This is a genomic window from Mesorhizobium sp. B2-7-1, from assembly GCF_006440735.1.
Lineage (GTDB): Bacteria > Pseudomonadota > Alphaproteobacteria > Rhizobiales > Rhizobiaceae > Mesorhizobium.
The window spans coordinates 17,245-37,749 of the sequence record NZ_VFUA01000017.1 but is presented as its reverse complement, the minus strand read 5'-3'; the positions used below and the strand labels follow the sequence as shown (position 1 = coordinate 37,749).

The 20,505-nt window shown below is 66.5% G+C and carries 17 protein-coding genes; 11 read left to right on the top strand and 6 right to left on the bottom strand.

What is annotated here, in order from left to right; translation table 11 throughout:
- Window positions 1–9 precede the first annotated feature (9 nt).
- Window positions 10–1,611 carry an ATP-binding cassette domain-containing protein gene (locus FJ471_RS09540; protein WP_140802926.1) on the bottom strand — a complete coding sequence of 534 codons (1,602 nt, stop codon included), beginning with the start codon at window positions 1,609–1,611 and terminating at the stop codon, window positions 10–12.
- Window positions 1,608–3,224, bottom strand: coding sequence for an ATP-binding cassette domain-containing protein (locus FJ471_RS09535; protein ID WP_140802925.1), 1,617 nt, complete (start codon window positions 3,222–3,224; stop codon window positions 1,608–1,610). Before FJ471_RS09535 ends, FJ471_RS09540 begins: the two co-directional genes overlap by 4 nt.
- Before the next feature lie 100 nt (window positions 3,225–3,324).
- On the opposite strand from FJ471_RS09535, the gene FJ471_RS09530 reads away from it, so the two are divergent.
- Genes FJ471_RS09530 through FJ471_RS09515 form a run of 4 tightly spaced genes read left to right on the top strand, consistent with a single transcriptional unit; the run spans window position 3,325 to window position 6,683 of the window.
- Window positions 3,325–4,896, top strand: coding sequence for a cytochrome ubiquinol oxidase subunit I (locus FJ471_RS09530; RefSeq protein ID WP_140802924.1), 1,572 nt, complete (start codon window positions 3,325–3,327; stop codon window positions 4,894–4,896).
- A 12-nt stretch (window positions 4,897–4,908) separates the two neighbouring features.
- Complete coding sequence (cydB, locus tag FJ471_RS09525) at window positions 4,909–6,063, top strand: cytochrome d ubiquinol oxidase subunit II (protein WP_140802923.1); 1,155 nt, start codon at window positions 4,909–4,911, stop codon at window positions 6,061–6,063.
- Between the two features lie 20 nt (window positions 6,064–6,083).
- On the top strand, window positions 6,084–6,215 hold the full coding sequence (gene cydX / locus FJ471_RS09520; RefSeq protein WP_127864050.1) for a cytochrome bd-I oxidase subunit CydX: 132 nt from the start codon (window positions 6,084–6,086) through the stop codon (window positions 6,213–6,215).
- Window positions 6,216–6,239: 24 nt separating this feature from the next.
- Window positions 6,240–6,683 carry a hemerythrin domain-containing protein gene (locus tag FJ471_RS09515; RefSeq protein WP_246684667.1) on the top strand — a complete coding sequence of 148 codons (444 nt, stop codon included), beginning with the start codon at window positions 6,240–6,242 and terminating at the stop codon, window positions 6,681–6,683.
- Between the two features lie 115 nt (window positions 6,684–6,798).
- Here the strand turns inward: FJ471_RS09515 and FJ471_RS09510 are convergent, their stop codons facing one another.
- Entirely contained in the window at window positions 6,799–7,521 is a 723-nt protein-coding gene (locus FJ471_RS09510; protein WP_318014095.1) for a Crp/Fnr family transcriptional regulator, read from the bottom strand.
- A gap of 133 nt (window positions 7,522–7,654) precedes the next feature.
- Here FJ471_RS09510 and FJ471_RS09505 point away from each other — a divergent pair, with 133 nt between their 5' ends.
- The 7 genes from FJ471_RS09505 (at window position 7,655) to FJ471_RS09480 (ending at window position 16,797) form a co-directional block, all read left to right on the top strand.
- Entirely contained in the window at window positions 7,655–8,257 is a 603-nt protein-coding gene (locus FJ471_RS09505) for an ANTAR domain-containing response regulator (protein WP_140651304.1), read from the top strand.
- A complete protein-coding gene (locus FJ471_RS09500) occupies window positions 8,254–9,480 on the top strand; it encodes a CmpA/NrtA family ABC transporter substrate-binding protein (protein WP_140802922.1) in 1,227 nt (408 codons plus the stop codon). Before FJ471_RS09505 ends, FJ471_RS09500 begins: the two co-directional genes overlap by 4 nt.
- Window positions 9,481–9,799: 319 nt before the next feature.
- Entirely contained in the window at window positions 9,800–9,958 is a 159-nt protein-coding gene (locus FJ471_RS34735; RefSeq protein ID WP_181179285.1) for a hypothetical protein, read from the top strand.
- A gap of 65 nt (window positions 9,959–10,023) precedes the next feature.
- Window positions 10,024–11,325 (top strand): nitrate/nitrite transporter, encoded by a 1,302-nt coding sequence (locus FJ471_RS09495; RefSeq protein WP_140802921.1) that lies wholly within the window; start codon window positions 10,024–10,026, stop codon window positions 11,323–11,325.
- Window positions 11,326–11,338: 13 nt separating this feature from the next.
- On the top strand, window positions 11,339–13,789 hold the full coding sequence (gene nirB / locus FJ471_RS09490) for a nitrite reductase large subunit NirB (protein WP_140802920.1): 2,451 nt from the start codon (window positions 11,339–11,341) through the stop codon (window positions 13,787–13,789).
- Between the two features lie 5 nt (window positions 13,790–13,794).
- Window positions 13,795–14,124, top strand: coding sequence for a nitrite reductase small subunit NirD (gene nirD, locus FJ471_RS09485; protein ID WP_140802963.1), 330 nt, complete (start codon window positions 13,795–13,797; stop codon window positions 14,122–14,124).
- A 3-nt stretch (window positions 14,125–14,127) separates the two neighbouring features.
- The gene (locus FJ471_RS09480) at window positions 14,128–16,797 is read left to right on the top strand and encodes a nitrate reductase (RefSeq protein WP_140802919.1); all 2,670 of its coding nucleotides are present in this window, start codon (window positions 14,128–14,130) and stop codon (window positions 16,795–16,797) included.
- A gap of 14 nt (window positions 16,798–16,811) precedes the next feature.
- Here FJ471_RS09480 and FJ471_RS09475 read toward each other — a convergent pair whose 3' ends face one another.
- From FJ471_RS09475 to FJ471_RS09465, 3 genes are read right to left on the bottom strand one after another with little or no spacing between them, the layout of a single operon-like run.
- Window positions 16,812–17,798, bottom strand: coding sequence for an ABC transporter permease (locus tag FJ471_RS09475; protein ID WP_140802918.1), 987 nt, complete (start codon window positions 17,796–17,798; stop codon window positions 16,812–16,814).
- A complete protein-coding gene (locus FJ471_RS09470; protein WP_140802917.1) occupies window positions 17,795–18,781 on the bottom strand; it encodes an ABC transporter permease in 987 nt (328 codons plus the stop codon). Before FJ471_RS09470 ends, FJ471_RS09475 begins: the two co-directional genes overlap by 4 nt.
- A complete protein-coding gene (locus FJ471_RS09465) occupies window positions 18,778–20,337 on the bottom strand; it encodes a sugar ABC transporter ATP-binding protein (protein ID WP_140802916.1) in 1,560 nt (519 codons plus the stop codon). The genes FJ471_RS09470 and FJ471_RS09465 overlap by 4 nt, the downstream gene beginning before the upstream one ends.
- Window positions 20,338–20,505 lie beyond the last annotated feature (168 nt).

Sequence of the window (20,505 nt, the reverse complement as noted above, 5' to 3'; positions counted from 1 at the left end):
GCATGGCATTCACGGCCGCAATGCGATCACGCTAACATCGCGGAGCGGCGGTGCGCGATGGGTGGAGACGACGACAATGCGATCGCTGAAGCGGGCGAGTAGCCGCTCGAGAATGCGCGCTCCCTGTGTATCGTCGAGGTGCTCGGTCGGCTCGTCGAGCAGCATCAGGGGCTTGGTCGACAGCCAGGCGCGGGCGAGATTGATGCGCTGCACCTCGCCGAGCGAGAACCGGTCCTGCTTGATCCAGGCGTCCAGCCCGCCGGCCTCGTGGATACGGCCGTCCATTTCGACTGCTTCCACCGCCCGCCAGAGTGCCGCGTCCGGGACATCGCCGGCGAAGAGATTGGCGCGGACGGTGTCCTCGAGGACGACCGCGTCGTGCAGGACGAGCGCCGCTTGCGACCGACGCTCGCTCGCCGACAGGATGCAGTCGCCGGCGGCAAAGGCATCGTCGCCGATCCAGCCTGCGATCTGCTTGAGCAGGCTGGTCTTGCCCGAGCCGCTCGCCCCGACGAGCAGCGTCGGCTGGCCCGGTGCGAGAAGCAGGGAGATGGGCATTCCGATGGCGCGGCCGTCAGGCGCGCGACGCTGCAGCGCGCCGTGGCGCAGCAGGCGCGGCGGAGCCTCGGCGGTAGCCGAATCGCGTCTGCCGGCCGCTGCCGCTGTCTGCGTCCATTGCTCGATCTCGTTGCGCGCCGCGTTGCGGCGAAGCACGGCAACCAGCATGCGCGACGCGCCATTCATGGCTTCGCCCAGCGCCAGCCAGGAGAAGGCGAGCAGCATAGGCGCAAGAAGGTCCGCGCCTTGCCTGCCGGCATGCCAGGCGGCCGCCATCACGCTGATGCCGGCAACCGGACCGAAGGCCGCGCCGATCATGTCCAGCATGGCCTGCAGCCGGCGAAGCGCAAGCAGCGCGCCGTCGGCGCGGGAGAGCGCGGTAAGGGCCTCAGTGCCTTCGCGGCTCCAGGCGGCTTCCGCCTTCAAGGGGATGACTGACGCCATGGCCGCGCCAAGCCTCACTGCGCCCCCGCGACGCAGCGACCTGGTCTCACCCCATGCCATGGCGCCAGCCTTGGCCACCCGGTTCCCCGCGAACAGGATGGCAAGCAGAAAGAGGGTGATCGGCAAAAGGGATAAAGGCGCCAGCACCGCCGAGCCCGCGATCAGGGCCGCGAGGCCGCAGCCGAGCGTCAGCGCTGGCAGGCCGGCGCGCAGCCTGGCGTAGTCGAGGTCCTCGACGTCGTCGAGATAGTCGGCGAGGCGGGCATCGTCGCCGAGCTGCCATCCGGCCCGGCGCACGGCCGGCGCCGCCGCCATGGCGGCGAAGAGCTCGACGCGCCGCGCCACCTGATCGGTGAGCGCCGCCTTATGCCCGGTCAACCGCTCGCCATAGCGCGCGGCGGTGCGGCCGACCGCGAACATCCTGATCAAAGCGGCCGGGATGTGGAAGTTGAAGGTGAAGGCGGCCGCTGAAAGGCCCGCGATCGCCACCGATCCGAGCAGCCAGGCGGAAACCCCGCCCAGCAATATGGCGCAGGCCAGGGCAGCGAAGGCGAAGCCCGTCGCCAGCCGCCACGACTTACGGCTCGACGATTGATATGCAGCGCTCATGCCGCCACCTCGACGGTATCGTTGCGGGTGAGATCCAGAACGATATCCGCGGCGGCGGCGAGGTCCCGGTCATGCGTCGCCACGACGACCAGCCGCTTCCGCGACATCTCCAGCAGCATGCGCCGCACGGCTTCGGCCGTCTCGCGGTCGAGCTTCGCGGTCGGCTCGTCGGCCAGCACGGTCCGAACGGAGAGTTGCGCCCGGGCGACCGCGATGCGCAGCCGCTGGCCGCCCGAAAGGTTGGCGCCGCCCTTGTCCAGCTTGGCATCGAGGCCGCCCGGCAGCAGCGCGTCGTCAAGCAGCCCGATCGCGCCAGCGGCGTCTTCCAGCCGGTTTCGGTCCACCGCGCCGGCGTTCCACGAAACCGCCTCGGCCAGCGTTCCTTCCGGCACGTATGCGTCCGTCGAGACCCAGGCGATTTCCTTGGCGGCCAACGGGTGGGCTCCCGGCGTCGGCTTGCCGCCCGGTTCGAGGCCGGCGAGACGACGCAGCAGGGTCGATTTCCCTGACCCACTGGGACCGACCACGGCGACGAGGCCGCGCGCCGGCAGCGCCAGGGACAGCCGGTCGAGCACCGGCAGGGCTTTGGCCGCAACCGGACTGACATCGAGCAGCCCGTCCAGCGCGTCGGCCGCCGCCAGCCCCTCCGCCTTGGCGTGGTACTGCTCGGAGAAGCGCCGGAAAGGCGCAAAATATTCCGGCGCGATCATCAGGATGAACAGGCTCTGCCAGAGCTCGAGATTGGAGAAACCGGGAATCATCGCGAGCTTCAGGTGGCCGAGGCCGAGAAAGACGGCGAGGATCGCGATCGAGAGCGAGGCGAAGAAATCGATGATGGCGGCATTGGCGAAGGCGATGCGCAGCACGCCCATCGTGTTGCCGGCATAGGCTTCGAGGCGCTGGGCCAGTTTTGCCTCTTCGCCGGTCATGGCATGGTTGGCGAGGATCGTGGGCAAGGTGCGGAGGCGGTCGGCGAACTGGCCGGCCAGCCGGCCGAAGGCGCGTTCCTGCGCATCGGCGCGTCGGCGGATGGCATCGCCTATCAGTGCGAAGAACAGGATCATCACCGGCGTCAGGCAGATGACCAGCAGCGCTGCCTGCCAGGAGACGAGGAAAAGGGCTGCCGCGGCGAGCAGCGGCCCGGCCGCCATCATGGCGCTTGCCGCGCGATGGCCGACGGCGAGGCCGGCGACCGCTTCCGGGTGACGCTGCATCGACATGATGACGCCGCCGACCGAAAGCGCCTGTAATTGACGTGCCGGCATCTCGTCCAGCCGCTTGCCCGCCAGCTCGCGCAGGCCGATCGACACGGCGGTTTCCGCGGAGGCTTGCGCCCTGTCGGCGGCAAGCCCGGCGAGGCAGGCAGCCAGGAGAAAAACCATCGCGACCGGGACGACCCAGGCGGCGACGGGCTCCCCCATGACGAGCCGCCCCACCGCCATCGCCGCCGTGGCGGCGAAGCCAAGCCGCAGCGCGGTGCGGGCGACTTGCGCGGCAAGCAACTGGCGCAAACCGCGTTTTGCAAGCTGCCTTGCGGTGGCGAGCGCCTGGAAAGCGCCGGGCGAGGGGACTGAGGGATCAGAGGCTGGTGCGGGAACGGCCGGCGTTTGCATGGCCCGGTTTTCGCACACGCGGAGAGGAAAGGAATTGATCCAGATCAAGTCGCCGGCATTCGTGGCGCGCTATGAGGCGGTATCCAGAAAGGATGCTCTCATGTCCGACTTTCTTCTCGTCGACCTGTCGCGGCTGCAATTCGCGCTGACGGCCCTCTACCATTTCCTGTTTGTGCCTTTGACGCTCGGCCTCTCCATCCTGATCGCCATGATGGAGACCGTCTATGTGATGACTCGCCGCACCATCTGGCGCGACATGACGAAGTTCTGGGGCGTGCTGTTCGGCATCAACTTCGCGCTCGGCGTCGCCACCGGCATCACCATGGAATTCCAGTTCGGCATGAACTGGGCCTATTACTCGCACTATGTCGGCGATGTGTTCGGGGCGCCTCTGGCCATCGAGGGGCTGATGGCCTTCTTCCTCGAGGCCACTTTCGTCGGGCTTTTCTTCTTCGGCTGGGACCGGCTTTCGCCGCGCGCGCATATGATCGTGACCTGGCTGATGGCGCTCGGCACCAACTTCTCGGCGCTGTGGATCCTGATCGCCAATGGCTGGATGCAGAACCCGGTCGGCTCGGCCTTCAATCCGGACACGATGCGCATGGAAGTCACGGATTTCGTGGCCGTGATCTTCAATCCGGTGGCGCAGGCGAAGTTCGTCCACACCGTCTCCGCCGGCTATGTCTGCGCCGCCACCTTCGTGCTCGGCGTCTCGGCCTGGTATCTCTTGAGGGGGCGCCACGTCCAGCTCGCCAAGCGCTCCTTCGTGATCGCGTCGGCCTTCGGCGTGGCATCGGCGCTGTCGGTGATCGTGCTCGGCGACGAGAGCGGCTATGCGCTCACCGACAACCAGAAAATGAAGCTCGCGGCCATCGAGGCCATGTGGGAGACAGAGCCCGCGCCGGCATCGTTCACGGCGTTCGGCATTCCGAGCCAGAGCGATCGCCAAACGCATTTCGCCATCCACATTCCATGGGTGATGGGCATTATCGGCACGCGCTCGTTCGACAGGCAGATCGCCGGCATCGACGAGCTCGTCGCCCACGCGGAAGTCCGCATCCGCAACGGTATCGTGGCCTATGACGCGCTGGAGAAGATCAAGGCGGACCGCAACGACAGCGCCGCTCGCGCCGCCTTCGATGCCAGCTCCAAGGATCTCGGCTACGCGCTGCTGCTCAAGCGCTACCTGCCCGACCCGCGGCAGGCAAGCGAACAGCAGATCAAGGACGCCGCCTGGTCGACGGTGCCTTACGTGCCGCTGCTCTTTTTCGGCTTCCGTTTGATGGTGGCCTGCGGCTTCGCGCTGCTGGCGCTGTTTACGGTGTCGCTGTGGCATACGACGCGGGAGACGGAAGCGCCGCGCTGGCTGTTCCGCGCCGCGCTCATCGCCATGCCGCTGCCCTGGATCGCCATCGAGGTCGGCTGGTTCGTGGCCGAGTTCGGCCGCCAGCCGTGGATCATCGACGGCGTGCTGCCGACCTTCCTCGCCACCTCGGAGCTCGGCGTGAGCGACCTTGTGCTCACCATCGCCGGCTTCACGCTCGTCTACGGCGTGCTCGCCGTCATCGAGGTCAGGCTGATGCTGGCCGCCATCCGCAAGGGACCCGAGATCGCGAAGGTCATCGACGACCTGCGTCCGAGCGCCGACCCCGCAATGCAACCGGCAGAATGAAGGATCACGACGATGATCGAATTTCTCTTCGACTATGAAACGCTGCGCGTGATCTGGTGGATATTGCTCGGCGTGCTTTTGATCGGCTTCGCCGCGACGGACGGGTTCGACATGGGCGTCGGCGCGCTGCTGCCCTTCGTCGCCAAGACGGACGCCGAGCGGCGTGTCGCGATCAACACAATCGGCCCGGTCTGGGAGGGCAACCAGGTGTGGTTCATCCTTGGCGGCGGCGCCATCTTCGCCGCATGGCCGGCGCTCTATGCAGTGAGCTTCTCCGGCTTCTACCTCGCCATGTTCCTGGTGCTGTTGGCGATGATCATGCGTCCGGTGGCCTTCAAGTACCGCTCGAAGCGGCCGGATCCGGCCTGGCGCACCCGTTGGGACTGGGGGCTATTCGTCGGCGGCGCGGTGCCGGCGCTGATCTTCGGTGTCGCCGTCGGCAACACGCTGCAGGGTGTTCCGTTCCACTTCACGCCGGACCTGCGGCCGATCTATGAGGGCAGCCTTTTCGGGCTGCTCAATCCGCTGGCGCTTTATTGCGGCCTGGTCTCGCTCGCCATGCTGGTGACGCATGGCGCAGCCTGGCTGACGTTCAAGGCCGAAGGCAGCGTCGCCGACCGCGCCCGCGCCGTCGGAACGCGCTCGGCGATCGTCACGGCGGTGCTCTTTGCCGGCGGCGGCGTGCTGGTCTGGCTCGGCCTGCTGGGCGGCTACCGCGTGACGTCGCCGATCGTCTGGGACGGCCCGTCCAATCCGCTGATCAAGACCGTCGTGGCGGATGGCGGCGCCTGGCTGGCGAACTTCCATGCTCATCCGCTGCTCTGGATCGTGCCCGGGCTCGGCATCGCCGCACCTTTGCTTGCCGCCGCAGGCTTCCACGCCCGGTTCGAAGGATGGACCTTCATTGCTTCGAAGCTCGGCGTGGCGATGATCATCGCCACGGTGGGGTTAGCAATGTTCCCGATCCTTTTGCCGTCGAGCAGCAACCCCAGCCACTCGCTTGCGGTCTTCGACGCCTCGTCGAGCCGCGCCACGCTGCGCAACATGCTGATCGCCACCGCGATCTTCCTGCCGCTGATCCTTGCCTACACCGCCTGGGTCTACAGCGTGCTGTGGGGCAAGGTCGGCGAGAAGAGCATCGAGAAGGCGGGCTCTTCCGCCTACTGATCCAACCGGAGTTTCTGACCATGTGGTATTTTTCCTGGATACTCGGCCTCGGACTTGCCGCCTCCGTCGGCATCCTCAACGCGCTCTGGTACGAGCTGCGCACCGTCCGCGAAGAACCCGTCGAGGACACCGTCTCCTTGCCCACTCCTTGAAACCGGGAGCGAGGGAGGAGCGTCATGACGGGCGTAATGCCGGAGCCGCTGCACAGCCCGGCCGACATGCGGCGGGCGCATGTGCAGAAGCTCGCGCTCTGCCACATGCTGGAAGGCATCGCCGACGATCTGCCGTCGCGCGTCGACCGGCTCCAGTGTCTCGCCGTGGCGGCCGATCTCTTGCCGCTATTGCGTGAATGCCACCGCTTCGAGGAAGAGGTCGTCTTCCCCGTTTTTGCGCGGCGAAGCGGCGAGGAAGATACCGTCGCGCGGCTGAAGCTCGAGCATTTGGAAGATCAAAGCGCGGCGGCCGATCTCAGCGAGGCGCTGTTGGCCTATGGCCATGGGCGGCCGATCGAAAATCCGGAGGCGTTCGGCTACATGCTGCGCGCTTTTTTCGAATCGATGCGTCGCCATATCGCCTTCGAGCGCGACCATGTGCTGCCCGAGGTCGTCGACCATCCCTAAGCGGAAATTCGCGGGCAAGCCCACGAATGCCTGCTTAGGGACTGTTGTTTTTCGCAGGTTCTCTTCGCAAAACCGCGGGACACTTTTGCGGAACCTGCCTGGGGGATGCCGGGGATCAGTCCCCGGCTCGCGCGGCCAGGCGCCCGATGTCGTCGACGATGACGTGGCGGTTGTTCTCGACGCGGATGACGTTCTCGCCGCGCAGCCGAGTGATTTGGCGGCTCACCGTCTCCACGGTGAGACCCAGGAAATCGGCGATTTCGGCGCGCGACAGCGGTAGGTCGAAAGCGGCGGCGCGCCGCTCGGGTCCGGCCGCGGGATCGATGTTGCGGGCGATCATCAGAAGGAAGCTCGCGATCTTCTCGGCCGCCGTCTTGCGGCCGAGCGCCACCATCCAGTCGCGCGCCTGGTCGAGCTCGCGCAGCTTCTGTTCGAGCAGGCGATGCTCGAGGTTCGGCTGCTCCTTCATCATGCGCTCCAACGCCTGGCGCGGGAACGAGCACAATTCGACATTGGTCGCGGCCTCGGCGGTGAGCGTGCTTTCGCTCTGGAAGGGCCTGCCAAGGAAATCGGGCGCAAATTGCAGTCCGACGATCTGCTGGCGGCCGTCGGAGAGCGTCTTGGTCAGCTTCACCACACCCGAAAGCACGTTCGAGAAGCGCTCGACGCTCGTGGAGTCGCCCGCCAGTTCCTTGCCGGCCTCGGCCTTGTGCCGCTTCGTCGATTTCGCAAGCACCAGGAGCTGCTCGGCGTTGAGCGCGCCGCATATGCCGCGATGCCGCGCCTCGCATGAAGCGCAGAGCACAGGGACGCCGGCCGTGTGAATATCCTCGCGCACGATGGAATACCTATAATGTCCCCGGCCCGTAACGGCAACGCAGGGTTGGGCGCGATAGCGTCGCAGTTCGGCTGGAAATCCATCCCGTCGATTGCCGCATTGCACAAATCCGGTCCGCCTGCACAATAGGCGCATGTCCGCCGGTTCGTTGACCATCCTTGTTATCGACGAGAATCGCATCCGCGCCTCGATCATCGAGGCTGGATTGCGGGACGCCGGCCATCGCCATGTCACGGTGATCCATGACGTGGCCGGCATTGCCCGGCGCATCGCCGAGATCGAGCCGGATGTCATCGTCATCGACCTCGAGAACCCCAACCGCGACATGCTGGAGAACATGTTCCAGCTGTCGCGCGCGGTGAAGCGGCCGATCGCGATGTTCGTCGATCGCTCCGACCAGGCCTCGATCGAGGCTGCTGTCGATGCCGGCGTGTCCGCCTATGTGGTCGACGGGCTGAAGAAGGAACGCATCAAGCCGATCCTCGACATGGCGATCAGCCGCTTCAATGCCTTCTCGCGTATGGCGCGCGAGTTGGAGGAAGCGCGCAGCGAGCTCGAGAACCGCAAGGTCATCGACCGGGCCAAGGGCATATTGATGAAGTCGCGCGGCTTGAGCGAGGAGGCGGCCTACGCGCTTTTGCGCAAGACCGCCATGAACCAGAACCGCAAGATCGCCGATATCGCCCAGAGCCTGGTGACGGCGGCGGGATTGCTGGGACCGCTGGAGGGCGAATGAGCATGGCGCACGAAATCACCGCCGGCTTCATGCCGCTCTTCGACAGCGCCGTGCTGGTCGCGGCCGGCGAAATGGGCTTTGCCGCCCGCGAAGGCATCGAGCTCAAGCTGCAGCGCGAGACGTCCTGGGCCAACATTCGCGACCGTATCGCGATCGGCCATTTCGACGTCGCGCATATGCTGGGGCCGATGCCGCTTGCCTGCAGCCTCGGGCTGACGCCGCTTGCCTCAGAAACCATCGTGCCGTTCTCGCTTGGGCTCGGCGGCAATTGCATCACCGTCTCCAACGCCATCTGGGACGGCATGGCGGCGCATGGTGCTGCGCCCGACCTCGATCCGGCGCGCGCCGGGGCCGCGCTCGGCGCGCTGATCCGCGAGCGGGCGGCGGTCGGCCGCGAGCCTTTGCGTTTCGCGGTCGTCCATCCGCATTCCGGGCACAATTACGAACTGCGCTACTGGCTCGCCGCCTGCGGCGTCGATCCCGACCGCGACATCGAGATCGTCATCGTGCCGCCGCCCTTCATGGCCGATGCATTGGCTGCCGGACGCATCGACGGCTATTGCGTCGGCGAGCCCTGGAACAGCGCCGCCGTCGCGGCCGGCACCGGCTGCATCGTCACCGTCAAGGCGCTGCTGTGGCGCAACAGCCCGGAAAAGGTGATCGGCGTGCGCAAGGCGTGGGCCGAGGAGAACCCGGATGCGCTGGCGGCGCTGTTGAGGGCGCTGCATCATTCCGCCCGCTGGTGCCAGGATCCGGCAAACCGCGGCGAGCTGGCCGCGCTGATGGCAAGACCAGCTTTTCTCGGTCAGCCGGAGGCGATCCAGACGCCGATCCTGACCGGACAGCTTCAACTTGGCGGCGGCGCGGAAAGGCGCGTCGAGGATTTCTTCCTGCCCTTCGACAAGGCGGCGAATTTTCCCTGGAAGAGCCACGCGCTGTGGTTCTACACGCAGATGGTGCGCTGGGGGCAGCTGCCGCACACGCCGCAAAACCTCGCCATCGCTCGCGACTGCTACCGGCCTGACCTCTACCGCTCGGCGCTGAAGCCGCTCGGCGTGGCGCTGCCCGGCGCCAATGCCAAGGTCGAAGGGGCGCTGAAGGTCGCGACGCCGGTCGGTTCCGCGGGGGCGAGTCTCATGCTTGGCCCGGACGGGTTTTTCGACGGCCAGATCTTCGATCCCGACCGGATCGACGCCTATATTGCCGGCCAAGAGCACGCCTGATCATTTACGCAGCATTCTTGTGCGTTGCACAAAATTTATGCGCCATGTCCGTGCTGTTGATCAATGTTTGACCGCGCCGCTGCTTGGCTCGATCGCAGGTCGATTCCGCTATCACATTGATTTTAATTGAAATTCTTCTTTCTCGCAAAACTGGCACGCTTCGTGCTTTGAAATAATCGAGCCCCTCGCGGGCAATAGAACAGGCGTCCAATGGCGGGCGCCACAGGCAAAGCTGCCGCTCAGGTCACCACGCGATCCCGGATGTACGGGCGCGCGAGGCCTGGACGGCAGCTTTTTCCGTTTTGGACCGGAGACGACGATGACGAAACCCTCGCTCAAGGATTTCACCCGCCGCGATGTCCTGGCGAGCAGCATCCTGACGGTGGTGCTGTTCGTCGCAGCGCTGCTTTTGTTTCCCGCCAGCCACGAAGCCGAAGGCAAGGGTCCGCAAGTGACCGCGCAAACCCCCTCGCGCTGACCGATGCCGCGCCTCTGATCAACATCCCACGCGGTGTCTCCCTACGCCGCAAACTGGAGCCGACCATGACCACAAACCTCCCAGCCGCGCCCAACCAGGACAGTGCTCCCCGGCAGGCGCTCGTCATGTCCACCATCGCCTTCACCGTCTGCTTCGCGGTTTGGACGATCTTTTCCATCATCGGCGTGCGCATCAAGCAGGAGCTTGGGCTCAACGAGACCGAGTTCGGCCTGTTGGTCGGCACGCCGATCCTGACGGGTTCGCTCGTGCGCATGGTGCTCGGCGTCTGGACCGACCGCTATGGCGGCCGCCTGGTCTACACCATGACCATGCTCGCTGCGGCGGTCGCGACCTTCCTGCTCGCCTTCGCGCACACCTATGGGCAGATGCTGGTCGCAGCACTCGGCGTCGGGCTCGCCGGCGGCTCCTTCGCTGTCGGCGTCGCCTATGTCTCGCGCTTCTTCCCGGCTGGAAAGCAGGGCACGGCGCTCGGCATCTTCGGCGTCGGCAATGTCGGCGCGGCAGTCACCAAGTTCCTGGCGCCATTCGTGCTCTTGTCTTGGGGTTGGCAGTCTGTCGCGCTGATCTGGGCGGTGGCGCTGGTCGTCATGGCCATCGTCTTCTGGCTCAGCACCGGCGACGATCCTGTCATCCGCGAGCGACGCGCCGGCAAGGCGACGCCCGCGAGGAGCTTCTGGCAGGAATTCGTGCCGCTGAAGAACCTGCAGGTCTGGCGCTTCGCCTTCTACTATTTCTTCTCCTTCGGCGCGTTCGTGGCGCTGTCGCTCTGGCTGCCGCGCTACCTGATCGGCGTCTACGGCTTCGGCATCGCCACCGCCGGCATGATCGGCGCCGCCTATTCCATCCCCGCCAGCATCTTTCGCGCCTATGGCGGCGTGCTTTCCGACCGCGTCGGCGCCCGCACCGTGCTCTACTGGACCTTCAGCGTTTGTGCCGTCGCGACCCTCGTTCTGTCTCTCCCCTCGGCAGACTATGTCGTGCGCGGCATCAGCGGGCCGATCCCTTTCCACTTCGAGATCGGCCCGCTCGCCTTCATCGCCGTCGCCTCTGTGCTCGGCTTCTTCATGAGCCTGGGCAAGGCCGCGGTCTACAAGCACATCCCGGCCTATTATCCGCAGAGCGTGGGCGCGGTCGGCGGCGTCGTCGGCATGATCGGGGGCCTTGGCGGCTTCATCCTGCCGATCGCCTTCGGCGCGCTGAACGACCTGACCGGCGTCTGGTCGAGCTGCTTCATGCTGCTGTTTGCTACCGTCGTCTCCTGCCTGGTCTGGATGCATCTCACCATCCGCCGGATGGAGCGCGCGGCCGAGGTCAAGGCCGCGTCCCTCTCCTATGCCGCCGAATAGATCGGAGACCGACATGAGCGAAAAACTCGTCATCATCGGCAACGGCATGGCGCCAGGCAGGATGCTCGAGCACCTGCTGGAGGCAGCGCCAGACCGCTATGCCGTCACCATCTTCAACGCCGAGCCGCGCGTGAACTACGACCGCATCATGCTGTCGCCAGTGTTGTCGGGCGAGAAGGCGTTCGAGGAAATCGTCATCCATGGCGACGGCTGGTACATCAAGCACGGCATCACCCTCTACAAGGGCCACCGGATCGTCGCCATCGACCGTGAGGCGAAGACCGTCACCTCGGACCATGGCATCACCGAAAGCTACGACAGGCTGGTCGTCGCCACCGGCTCGGTGCCCTTCATCATCCCGGTGCCCGGCAAGGAATTGCCCGGCGTGCTCAGCTATCGCGATCTCGATGACGTCAACGCCATGCTGCTTGCGGCGCAGTCGCGCGCCAAGGCGGTCGTCATCGGCGGCGGCCTGCTTGGGCTCGAAGCCGCTGCGGGGCTGAAGGAGCGCGGCATGGACGTCACCGTGCTGCACGTCATGCCGACGCTGATGGAGCGCCAGCTCGACCCGGCCGCCGGTTACCTGCTGCAGAAGGCCGTCGAGGCGAGGGGCATCAAGGTGATGACCAAGGCCAACACCAAGGCCATTGTCGGCAACGGCAAGGTCGAGGGCGTCGAGCTGATGGACGGCACGATCATCCCGGCGACGCTGGTGGTGATGGCGGTCGGCATACGTCCCAGCATCGGCCTGGCCAAGGAGGCCGGGCTGGAGGTCAACCGCGGCATCGTCGTCGACGATCGTATGCGGACCTCCGATCCAGCGATCATGGCGCTCGGCGAGTGCGCCGAGGTCGGCGGCCATGTCTATGGGCTGGTCGCGCCGCTCTACGAGATGGCGCGGGTGACGGCGGCCGGGCTGGCGGATGGCGAGGACAGGCGCTTCGTCCATTCCGACACGCCGACCAAGCTCAAGGTCACCGGCATCGACCTCTATTCGCTGGGCGATTTCGCCGACGGCGAGGATCGCGAAGAGATCATCCTGCGCGACGCATCGGCCGGCATCTACAAGCGCGTCGTGCTGCAGGACAACCGCATCATCGGCACGGTGCTGTTCGGCGAGACAGGCGACGGCGCCTGGTTCAATGACCTCAAGAAGAAGGCGACCGACATTTCGGAGATGCGCGACACGCTGATCTTCGGCCAGGCGTTCCAGGGAGGCGTTTCCTCGGACCCTTTGGCGGCCGTTGCGGCACTGGCGGATGATGCGGAAATCTGCGGCTGCAACGGCGTCTGCAAGGGCAAGATCACCGGCGCGATCACAACCAAGGGCCTGACAGGCCTCGACGACGTGCGCGCCCACACCAAGGCGTCGGCCTCGTGCGGCTCGTGCACTGGCCTCGTCGAGCAACTGCTGAAGCTCACGCTGGGCGAAGCCTACAATCCGGCGGCGGTGCAGCCGATGTGCGGCTGCACGAGCCTCGGCCATGACGACGTGCGGCGCCTGATCAAGGCGAAGGGCTTGAAGACCATACCCGCCGTCATGCAGGAGCTCGAATGGAAGACCTCCTGCGGCTGCGCCAAGTGCCGGCCGGCGCTCAACTACTACCTGGTCTGCGACTGGCCGGACCAATATGCCGACAACTACCAGTCGCGCTTCATCAACGAGCGCGTGCACGCCAACATCCAGAAGGACGGCACCTATTCGGTGGTGCCGCGCATGTGGGGCGGCGTGACCAGCGCCGGCGAACTGCGCGCCATCGCCGACGTGGTCGACAAGTTCGAGATCCCGATGGTCAAGGTCACCGGCGGCCAGCGCATCGACATGCTTGGCATCCGCAAGGAAGACCTCCCGGCGGTATGGGCCGATCTCGGCAAGGCCGGCTTCGTCTCCGGCCATGCCTATGCCAAGGGCCTGCGCACGGTGAAGACCTGCGTCGGCACCGACTGGTGCCGTTTCGGCACGCAGGATTCGACCGGGCTCGGCATCCGCATCGAGAGATTCATGTGGGGCTCCTGGACGCCGGCCAAGGTGAAGATGGCGGTGTCGGGATGTCCGCGAAACTGCGCGGAGGCGACCTGCAAGGATGTCGGCGTGGTCTGCGTCGACTCTGGCTACGAGATCCACTTCGCGGGTGCTGCAGGCCTCGACATCAAGGGCACCGAGGTGCTGGGCCTGGTCAGGACCGAGGACGAGGCGCTGGAGGTGATCGTGGCGCTCGTCCAGATGTACCGCGAGCAGGCCCGCTATCTGGAGCGCATCTACAAATGGGCCAAGCGCATCGGCACCGTCGAGATCAAGAAGCAGATCCTCGACGATGCCGAGAAGCGCAAGGCCTATTTCGAGCGCTTCGTCGTCAGCCAGAAATTCGCGCAGGTCGATCCGTGGTCCGAGCGTGTCTCCGGCAAGGACAAGCACGAGTTCCGGCCGATGGCGTCGGTCGGGTTCGCGGAGGCGGCGGAATGACCAACATGAACTGGATCGCCATCGGCTCCATCGCCGACATCCCACCCCGCGGCGCGCGTTGCGTGGCCACCCCGCAAGGCAAGATCGCTGTCTTCCGCACCGCCGACGACCAGGTCTTTGCCATCGATGACCACTGCCCGCACAAAGGCGGACCGCTCAGCCAGGGCATCGTCCATGGCGCTGCGGTGACCTGTCCGCTGCACAATTGGGTGATCTCGCTGGAGACGGGCAAGGCGCTCGGCGCGGACGAAGGCTCGGTGAGGACGCTTCCCGTCAAGGTCGAGGGCGAACGGCTCTTCATCGCGCTCGAGGCGCTGGCCTCGAAAGCGGCCTGAGGCATGGAGGAAGCACGCGAGGTGAGGACCACCTGCCCCTATTGCGGGGTGGGCTGCGGCGTGCTGGCCGAGGTCGCCGCGGACGGCACGACAACCGTCCGCGGTGACACCGATCATCCGGCCAATTTCGGGCGGCTGTGCTCGAAGGGTGCCGCGCTTGACGAAACGCTCGGCCTCGAAGGCCGTTTGTTGCGGCCGGAAATTCTCGGCAAGCCGGCGAGCTGGGACGACGCGCTCGATCTCGTCGCTGAGAAATTCTCGCGGACGATTGCCGAGCATGGGCCGGACTCGGTTGCCTTCTACGTCTCCGGTCAATTGCTCACCGAAGACTATTACGTCGCCAACAAGCTGATGAAGGGTTTTTTCGGCTCGGCCAACATCGACACCAATTCGCGGCTCTGCATGGCCTCGTCCGTCGCCGGCCATCGCCGCGCCTTCGGCGAGGACATCGTTCCCGGCGTCTACGAGGATTTCGAGCACGCCGATCTCATCGTTCTCACCGGCTCCAACACCGCATGGTGCCATCCCGTGCTCTACCAGCGCATGCTTGCGGCGCGCAGGGAGCGTGGGACGAAAATCGTCGTCATCGATCCGCGCCGCACCGCCACGGCCGACGAATGCGACCTGCATCTGGCGCTCGATCCGGGCACGGATGTGCTGTTGTTCAACGGGCTGCTCGCGCATCTGGTGCAGGTCGGAAAGGTCGATGCTGATTTCATTCGCGGAAGTACCTCGGGCTTCGACGCCGCAGCCGCGTTGGCCAGCGCCGATGCGCCGTCGGTCGCGCGCGTCGCGAAAGGCTGCGGATTGGTGGCCGCCGATGTGAAGGCCTTCTACGATCTCTTTGCCGAGACCGAGGGGACCGTCACCGTCTACAGCCAGGGCGTCAACCAGTCGGCGCATGGCACCGACAAGGTCAACGCCATCATCAACTGCCATCTCGTCACCGGCCGCATCGGCAAGCCCGGCATGGGGCCGTTCTCGGTCACCGGGCAGCCGAACGCCATGGGCGGGCGCGAGGTGGGCGGTCTCGCCAACCAGCTGGCCGCCCACATGGACTTCGCGGATGAGGCCAACATCGACCGCGTCTCCCGCTTCTGGAATGCGCCCGACATCGCGCGGCGCGGCGGCCTGAAGGCCGTGGACATGTTCCAGGCGGTCGCCGACGGCCGCATCAAGGCGCTGTGGGTGATGGGCACCAATCCAGCCGTCTCGATGCCGGATGCTTCGCGCGTGCGCGCCGCGTTGTCGAAATGCGATTTCGTCGTCGTCTCGGATGTCACTCGCACCGACACCACGCGCTATGCCGACGTGCTGCTGCCGGCCGCCGCCTGGGGCGAGAAGGACGGCACGGTCACCAATTCGGAGCGGCGCCTCTCGCGCCAGCGACCGTTCCTGCCATCGCCGGGCGAAGCGAGAGCCGATTGGCGCATCATCCGCGACGTCGCCGTGCGCATGGGTTTCGGCAACGCCTTCGTCTACCAGACGCCGGCCGAGATTTTCCGCGAGCATGCCGCACTCTCCGCCTTCGAGAACAATGGCGAGCGCCTGTTCGACCTTGGCGGCCTGGCGGACCTCGGCGATGCGGAATACGCCACCCTGGCGCCGCGCCACTGGCCCGCGCTCGATCGGCACGAGCAGCTCACAAGATTGTTCGGCGATGACCGTTTCCCGACGTCGGACGGCCGCGCGCGTTTCGTGCCGGTGCGGCAGGAGGCGACGGCCTTCACCGTCGATGCCGACTATCCGCTGGCCCTGAATACGGGCCGGCTGCGCGACCAGTGGCACACCATGACGCGCACCGGCAACGTGCCGCGTTTGATGGCGAACGCGCCGGAACCGGCGGTCGATCTCCATCCGGTCGATGCAGCCGCGCACAATCTCAAGGATGGTGATCTCGCCCATCTTTCGACGCGCTTCGGCTTCGTCCGGGCACGGGTGCGCGTGACGGAGGCACAGCGGCGCGGCCAGGCCTTCATGCCCATGCATTGGAGCGGGCAGTTCGCGGCCAAGGCCTCCGCCGGCCTGCTGTCGTCGCCGGTCACCGACCCGCATTCCGGCCAGCCAGAGCTCAAGCATGTTCCGGCGAGGATCGTGCAGGAAGAGACCGGCTGGGCCGGCGTGCTCATCACGCGCCGCGATCTCAGGCCGACGGGTTTCGTCCACTGGAGCCGGTGTGCGGTCGAGGGCGGCTGGGTCTACGAACTGACAGGAACCGAACCGCCGGACCAGGGCATTCTCCTGGCGCGCAAGCTGCTCGGCGTCCAGCGGCGGGATCAACTCCTCGAATACACCGACCGGCGCGGGCTCGCCTATCGCGCGGCGGCCATTGACGATGCCGGCGCCATGGCCGAGGCCCTGCTGGTCGCTGCTCCGGATCAACTGCCGGCGCGGGAATGGCTGGTGTCGCTGCTCGCCACGCGCCAGCGGCTGTCGGCGACCGATCGCCATGCGCTTTTGTCGGGACGCTCGCCGGTGCCCATGCCGGCCATCGGACGGGTCGTGTGCGCATGCTTCCATGTCGGCGCCAACCAGCTCGCTTCGGCGGTCGCCGCCGGATGCGACAGCCTGGAAGCGATCGGCTCGACGCTGCGCGCAGGCACCAATTGCGGCTCATGCCGCTCGGAGATCAGGGCGATCATCGATGCTCGCCAGGTGCAGGCGGCGGAGTGAGCGGTGCTCAGGCTCTACCGGTCCTCGACGATCCGCAGATAGGCCGCCGTCACGAACAGCACGATGAAGCCGAACAGGATGCGGCGGCCGCCTTCGGGCATCTGCAGGATGGTGAGCAGCGTCGTCAGCACGGTCAGAATCAGCGCGCCGATGATGGTGCCCGTGTAGCCGCCGCGACCGCCGAAGATCGACGTGCCGCCAATGACGGCGGCGGCCACCGAAGGCAGCACCAGCGGTTCGGCGAGCGACAGCGAAGGCGCCTTGATCAGGCCGATATAGAGCAGGCCGGTGATGCCGGCGAGCAGGCTGGAGAGCACGTACAGCGCAACGATCACCTGCCAGTAGCGGACGCCTGACAGCCGCGCCGCGCGTTCATTGTCGCCGACGGCATAGAGCAGGCGGCCGAAGCCGGTGCGGTTCAGCATGAAGACGATGAGCACCGCCACCGGCACGAACAGGAGAAGCGCGTTAGGAAAGCCATAGGTGACGCCGGTACCCAGCCAGTTGAGGAAATCCGGGATTTTCGCGCCGGACGCGATCACGGTGCGCTGATAGACCTGCAGGAAGCCGGTGCCGATCAGGCTGGTGCCGAGTGTCATGATCAGCGGATGCACCCGGAACACGCCGACGCCGATGCCGTTGACGAGGCCGATCAGCACGGCGGGCAGCATGGCCAGCAGGAAAGCCACCGCCGGATCCTGGTTGACGATCTGCGTCGCCATGATGAAGGCGCTCATCGTCGCCACGGTGCCGACGGAAAGGTCGATGCCGCCGGTCAGCATGGTCATGGTCTGGCAGCCGGCGAGGATCGCCAGCGGAATGGCGAATTTCGCCGTGTTGGCGAGCCAGCGCTCGTTGACGATGCCGGGGCGCAGGATCTGCAGGATCACCACAAGAATGATCAGCAGGATGATCAACGGGATGAGCGGCCGGTCCGCCATGAAGCGCTTGATGCGGCGGCCGAACGAGACGGGCTGCGGCATGGTCGCGATGTCGGTCATGACGTTGCTCCCGCCGGGCGGCTGCGCATGGTGATGAAGGCGCCGAACATCACCACCGCGACCATGATCAAGCCTTCGATGATCGCGGTGACGTTCGGATCGATGGCCAGAAGCGTCAGGTCGGTGCGCACCAGCCGCAGCACGAAGACGGCGATGATCGGCCCGAGCAGGCCGCCCTTGCCGCCGCCGAGCGCGACGCCGCCCAGCACCACCGCCGCGACGCTGGCGAGCAGATAAGGCCCGGGGATCGGCGCGCCGATGCCGGTGCTGATGGTCAGCGACAGCCCGCCCATCGCGGCGAACAGGCCGGACAGCGCATAGGCGATGATCCTGGTGCGCGCCACCGGCACGCCGCTGCGGAAGGCGGCGAGCTCATTGCTGCCGATGGCATAGATGGAAAGGCCGAGGCGTGAGCGCCTGAGCGGAATCCAGATGATGCAGAGGCAAACGACGAGCAACACCAGCGCCTTCGGCACCCAGGCGTCGGCCCAATCCGGCAGGCCGGGGAGCGGCATGGTGCCGATGACGCTTGCTTTCAGCCATTCGGCGGCTGCGCCGCCGGGCGCGCCAAGCACGAGCAGTGCCGCGCCCTGCAGCACGAACAGCGTCGCAAGCGTGACGACGATGTCCGGCACACGGGTGACGACGATGAGGACGCCGTTCAGGGCGCCGAGCACGAACCCCATGGCGAGCACGAAGGGCACGACGAACAGCGCATATTCCTCGCTGGCGCCGTTCATCATCGAGGCCGCGGTCACGCTGGTCAGCGCCATCATGGCGGCGACCGAAAGGTCGATGCCGCCGGCGATGACGACGACGGTCTGGGCGGCGACGGCGAAAGCGTAGGGCAGCACCGCCCGCGCGAGCGAGCCGAAGTCGCCGCTGCCATAGGCCGGCTGGATCAGCTTGGTGACGACGAAGAGGAAGATCAGCAGGGCGAAGAGACCCGCGACCCAGCCCTGGTTGCGCAAGAAGCGGCTCATGGCGCGGCCTCTGCGCTGGAACCGGGTTTGACCTCGGCAAGGATGCCGACATCCGCCTTGGCGCCGCGCGGCAGGCCGTAGGCGGCGCGCATCAATGCCGCTTCGTCGGCCTCTTCGACCGGGAAGGTGTCGACGACGCGGCCGCCGAAGATGACGATGACGCGGTCGCAGACACGCTGCACCTCTTCCATCTCGGATGTGTAGAACAGCACCGACTTGCCCTGGCCGGCCAGCTCGCGCAGCAGCTTGTAGATTTCCTGCTTGGTGCCGACATCGATGCCGCGCGTCGGATCGAAGCAAAGGATGGTGCGGGCGTTGGCCGCGATCCAGCGGGCGATGGTCACCTTCTGCTGGTTGCCACCGGAGAGGCGCTGCACCTCGCCCTGGGCGCGGGTGTCGATCTGCAGCCTGGCGATGGCGCTGGAAACCACCACCTGCTCGCGGCGCATGCGGATCGGCCCCCATTTGCGCAACGCGGCGCTGAAGGGCAGCGCGATGTTCTCGCGCACCGAGCGCTGCATGGCCAAAGCCTCGGCGCGGTCGCCCGGCACATAGGCGATGCCGGCCTGGATGGCGTCGCTCGGATGCGAGAATTTTGCCGGCGCGCCGTCGACGTCGATGGTGCCGCCGGTCGGGCGGATCGAGCCGGCAAGTGCTGCGAAGAGCTCGTCCTGGCCTTGACCCTCGAGCGCAAAGACGCCGGCGACCTCGCCATTGGCGAGATCGAAGGAGACGTCGTTGAGCTTGGTGCCAAGCTGCAGGTTGCGCACCGACAGTCGGGGCCGGCCTCCGCCGGCGACCGCCACATCATTTGCCGCGCGCGCGGTGACGCGGGTCTTCTCGATACGGGTGCCGAGCATCATCTCGACTATTCTTTCCTCGATGCCCGGCTCGATGTCGACGACGCCGACCGTGGAGCCGTCGCGCAGCACGGTGGCGCGGTCGCAGAGCGCCGAGATCTCGACGAAACGGTGCGAGATGAAGATGACGGAGCGGCCGGCGTCACCCTGGCGGCGCACGACTTCCAGCACTTTCTCGGCGAGGTTCGCCGGCAATGCCGCGGTCATCTCGTCGAGCAGAAGCACGTCGGGCTCGACCGCCAAAGCGCGCGCCAGATCGAGCACGCGCAGGATGGCCAAGGGGATATGGCGGGCGGTCTCGCGGATGTCGAGATCGGGAATGCCGAGCTCGCGCACCCAGGCGCGGAAAGGCTCGACCGGCGTGCCGGTGAGCCTGAGATTGGAGAGCACGTCGAGGTCGGGGATCAGCGCCGGTTCCTGGTAGACCGGCACCAGGCCGGCGCGGCGGGCGGCGGCGGGCGAGCGGACATCGAGCTGCTGGCCGTGGATCAGGATGCGCCCGGCGTCCGCCTTGATCGCGCCGGTCAGGATCTTCACCAGGGTCGACTTGCCGGCGCCGTTGGCGCCCATCAGCGCGTGCACCTCGCCCGGCAGCACGGACAGCGAGGCGTTGCGCAGCGCGGCAACCGCGCCGTAATTCTTCGCCACGCCGATGGCGTCGAGGAGAGGGCTTTGCGGCGACGGGTCTGTTGTCAAATCGTGTGGTTCTCGTTCCAGAAACTAGTGCAGGCGGCTGAAGCAGGCGAGCTCCACCTTCTCCCCTTGTGGGAGAAGGTGTCGCCGAAGGCGACGGATGAGGGGTGTTCCAGGGAACGCCAGCGTCTCACTCCGCTGGAACACCCCTCATCCGTCTCGGCGCTATGC

What these genes read in the sequence shown, in the direction of transcription:
- FJ471_RS09540 (WP_140802926.1), bottom strand. Translation starts at nt 1,611, where the DNA reads ATGAGCGCTGCATATCAATCGTCGAGCCGTAAGTCGTGGCGGCTGGCG.
- FJ471_RS09535 (WP_140802925.1), bottom strand. Translation starts at nt 3,224, where the DNA reads ATGCAAACGCCGGCCGTTCCCGCACCAGCCTCTGATCCCTCAGTCCCC.
- FJ471_RS09530 (WP_140802924.1), top strand. Translation starts at nt 3,325, where the DNA reads ATGTCCGACTTTCTTCTCGTCGACCTGTCGCGGCTGCAATTCGCGCTG.
- cydB (WP_140802923.1), top strand. Translation starts at nt 4,909, where the DNA reads ATGATCGAATTTCTCTTCGACTATGAAACGCTGCGCGTGATCTGGTGG.
- cydX (WP_127864050.1), top strand. Translation starts at nt 6,084, where the DNA reads ATGTGGTATTTTTCCTGGATACTCGGCCTCGGACTTGCCGCCTCCGTC.
- FJ471_RS09515 (WP_246684667.1), top strand. Translation starts at nt 6,240, where the DNA reads ATGACGGGCGTAATGCCGGAGCCGCTGCACAGCCCGGCCGACATGCGG.
- FJ471_RS09505 (WP_140651304.1), top strand. Translation starts at nt 7,655, where the DNA reads ATGTCCGCCGGTTCGTTGACCATCCTTGTTATCGACGAGAATCGCATC.
- FJ471_RS09500 (WP_140802922.1), top strand. Translation starts at nt 8,254, where the DNA reads ATGAGCATGGCGCACGAAATCACCGCCGGCTTCATGCCGCTCTTCGAC.
- FJ471_RS34735 (WP_181179285.1), top strand. Translation starts at nt 9,800, where the DNA reads ATGACGAAACCCTCGCTCAAGGATTTCACCCGCCGCGATGTCCTGGCG.
- FJ471_RS09495 (WP_140802921.1), top strand. Translation starts at nt 10,024, where the DNA reads ATGACCACAAACCTCCCAGCCGCGCCCAACCAGGACAGTGCTCCCCGG.
- nirB (WP_140802920.1), top strand. Translation starts at nt 11,339, where the DNA reads ATGAGCGAAAAACTCGTCATCATCGGCAACGGCATGGCGCCAGGCAGG.
- nirD (WP_140802963.1), top strand. Translation starts at nt 13,795, where the DNA reads ATGAACTGGATCGCCATCGGCTCCATCGCCGACATCCCACCCCGCGGC.
- FJ471_RS09480 (WP_140802919.1), top strand. Translation starts at nt 14,128, where the DNA reads ATGGAGGAAGCACGCGAGGTGAGGACCACCTGCCCCTATTGCGGGGTG.
- FJ471_RS09475 (WP_140802918.1), bottom strand. Translation starts at nt 17,798, where the DNA reads ATGACCGACATCGCGACCATGCCGCAGCCCGTCTCGTTCGGCCGCCGC.
- FJ471_RS09470 (WP_140802917.1), bottom strand. Translation starts at nt 18,781, where the DNA reads ATGAGCCGCTTCTTGCGCAACCAGGGCTGGGTCGCGGGTCTCTTCGCC.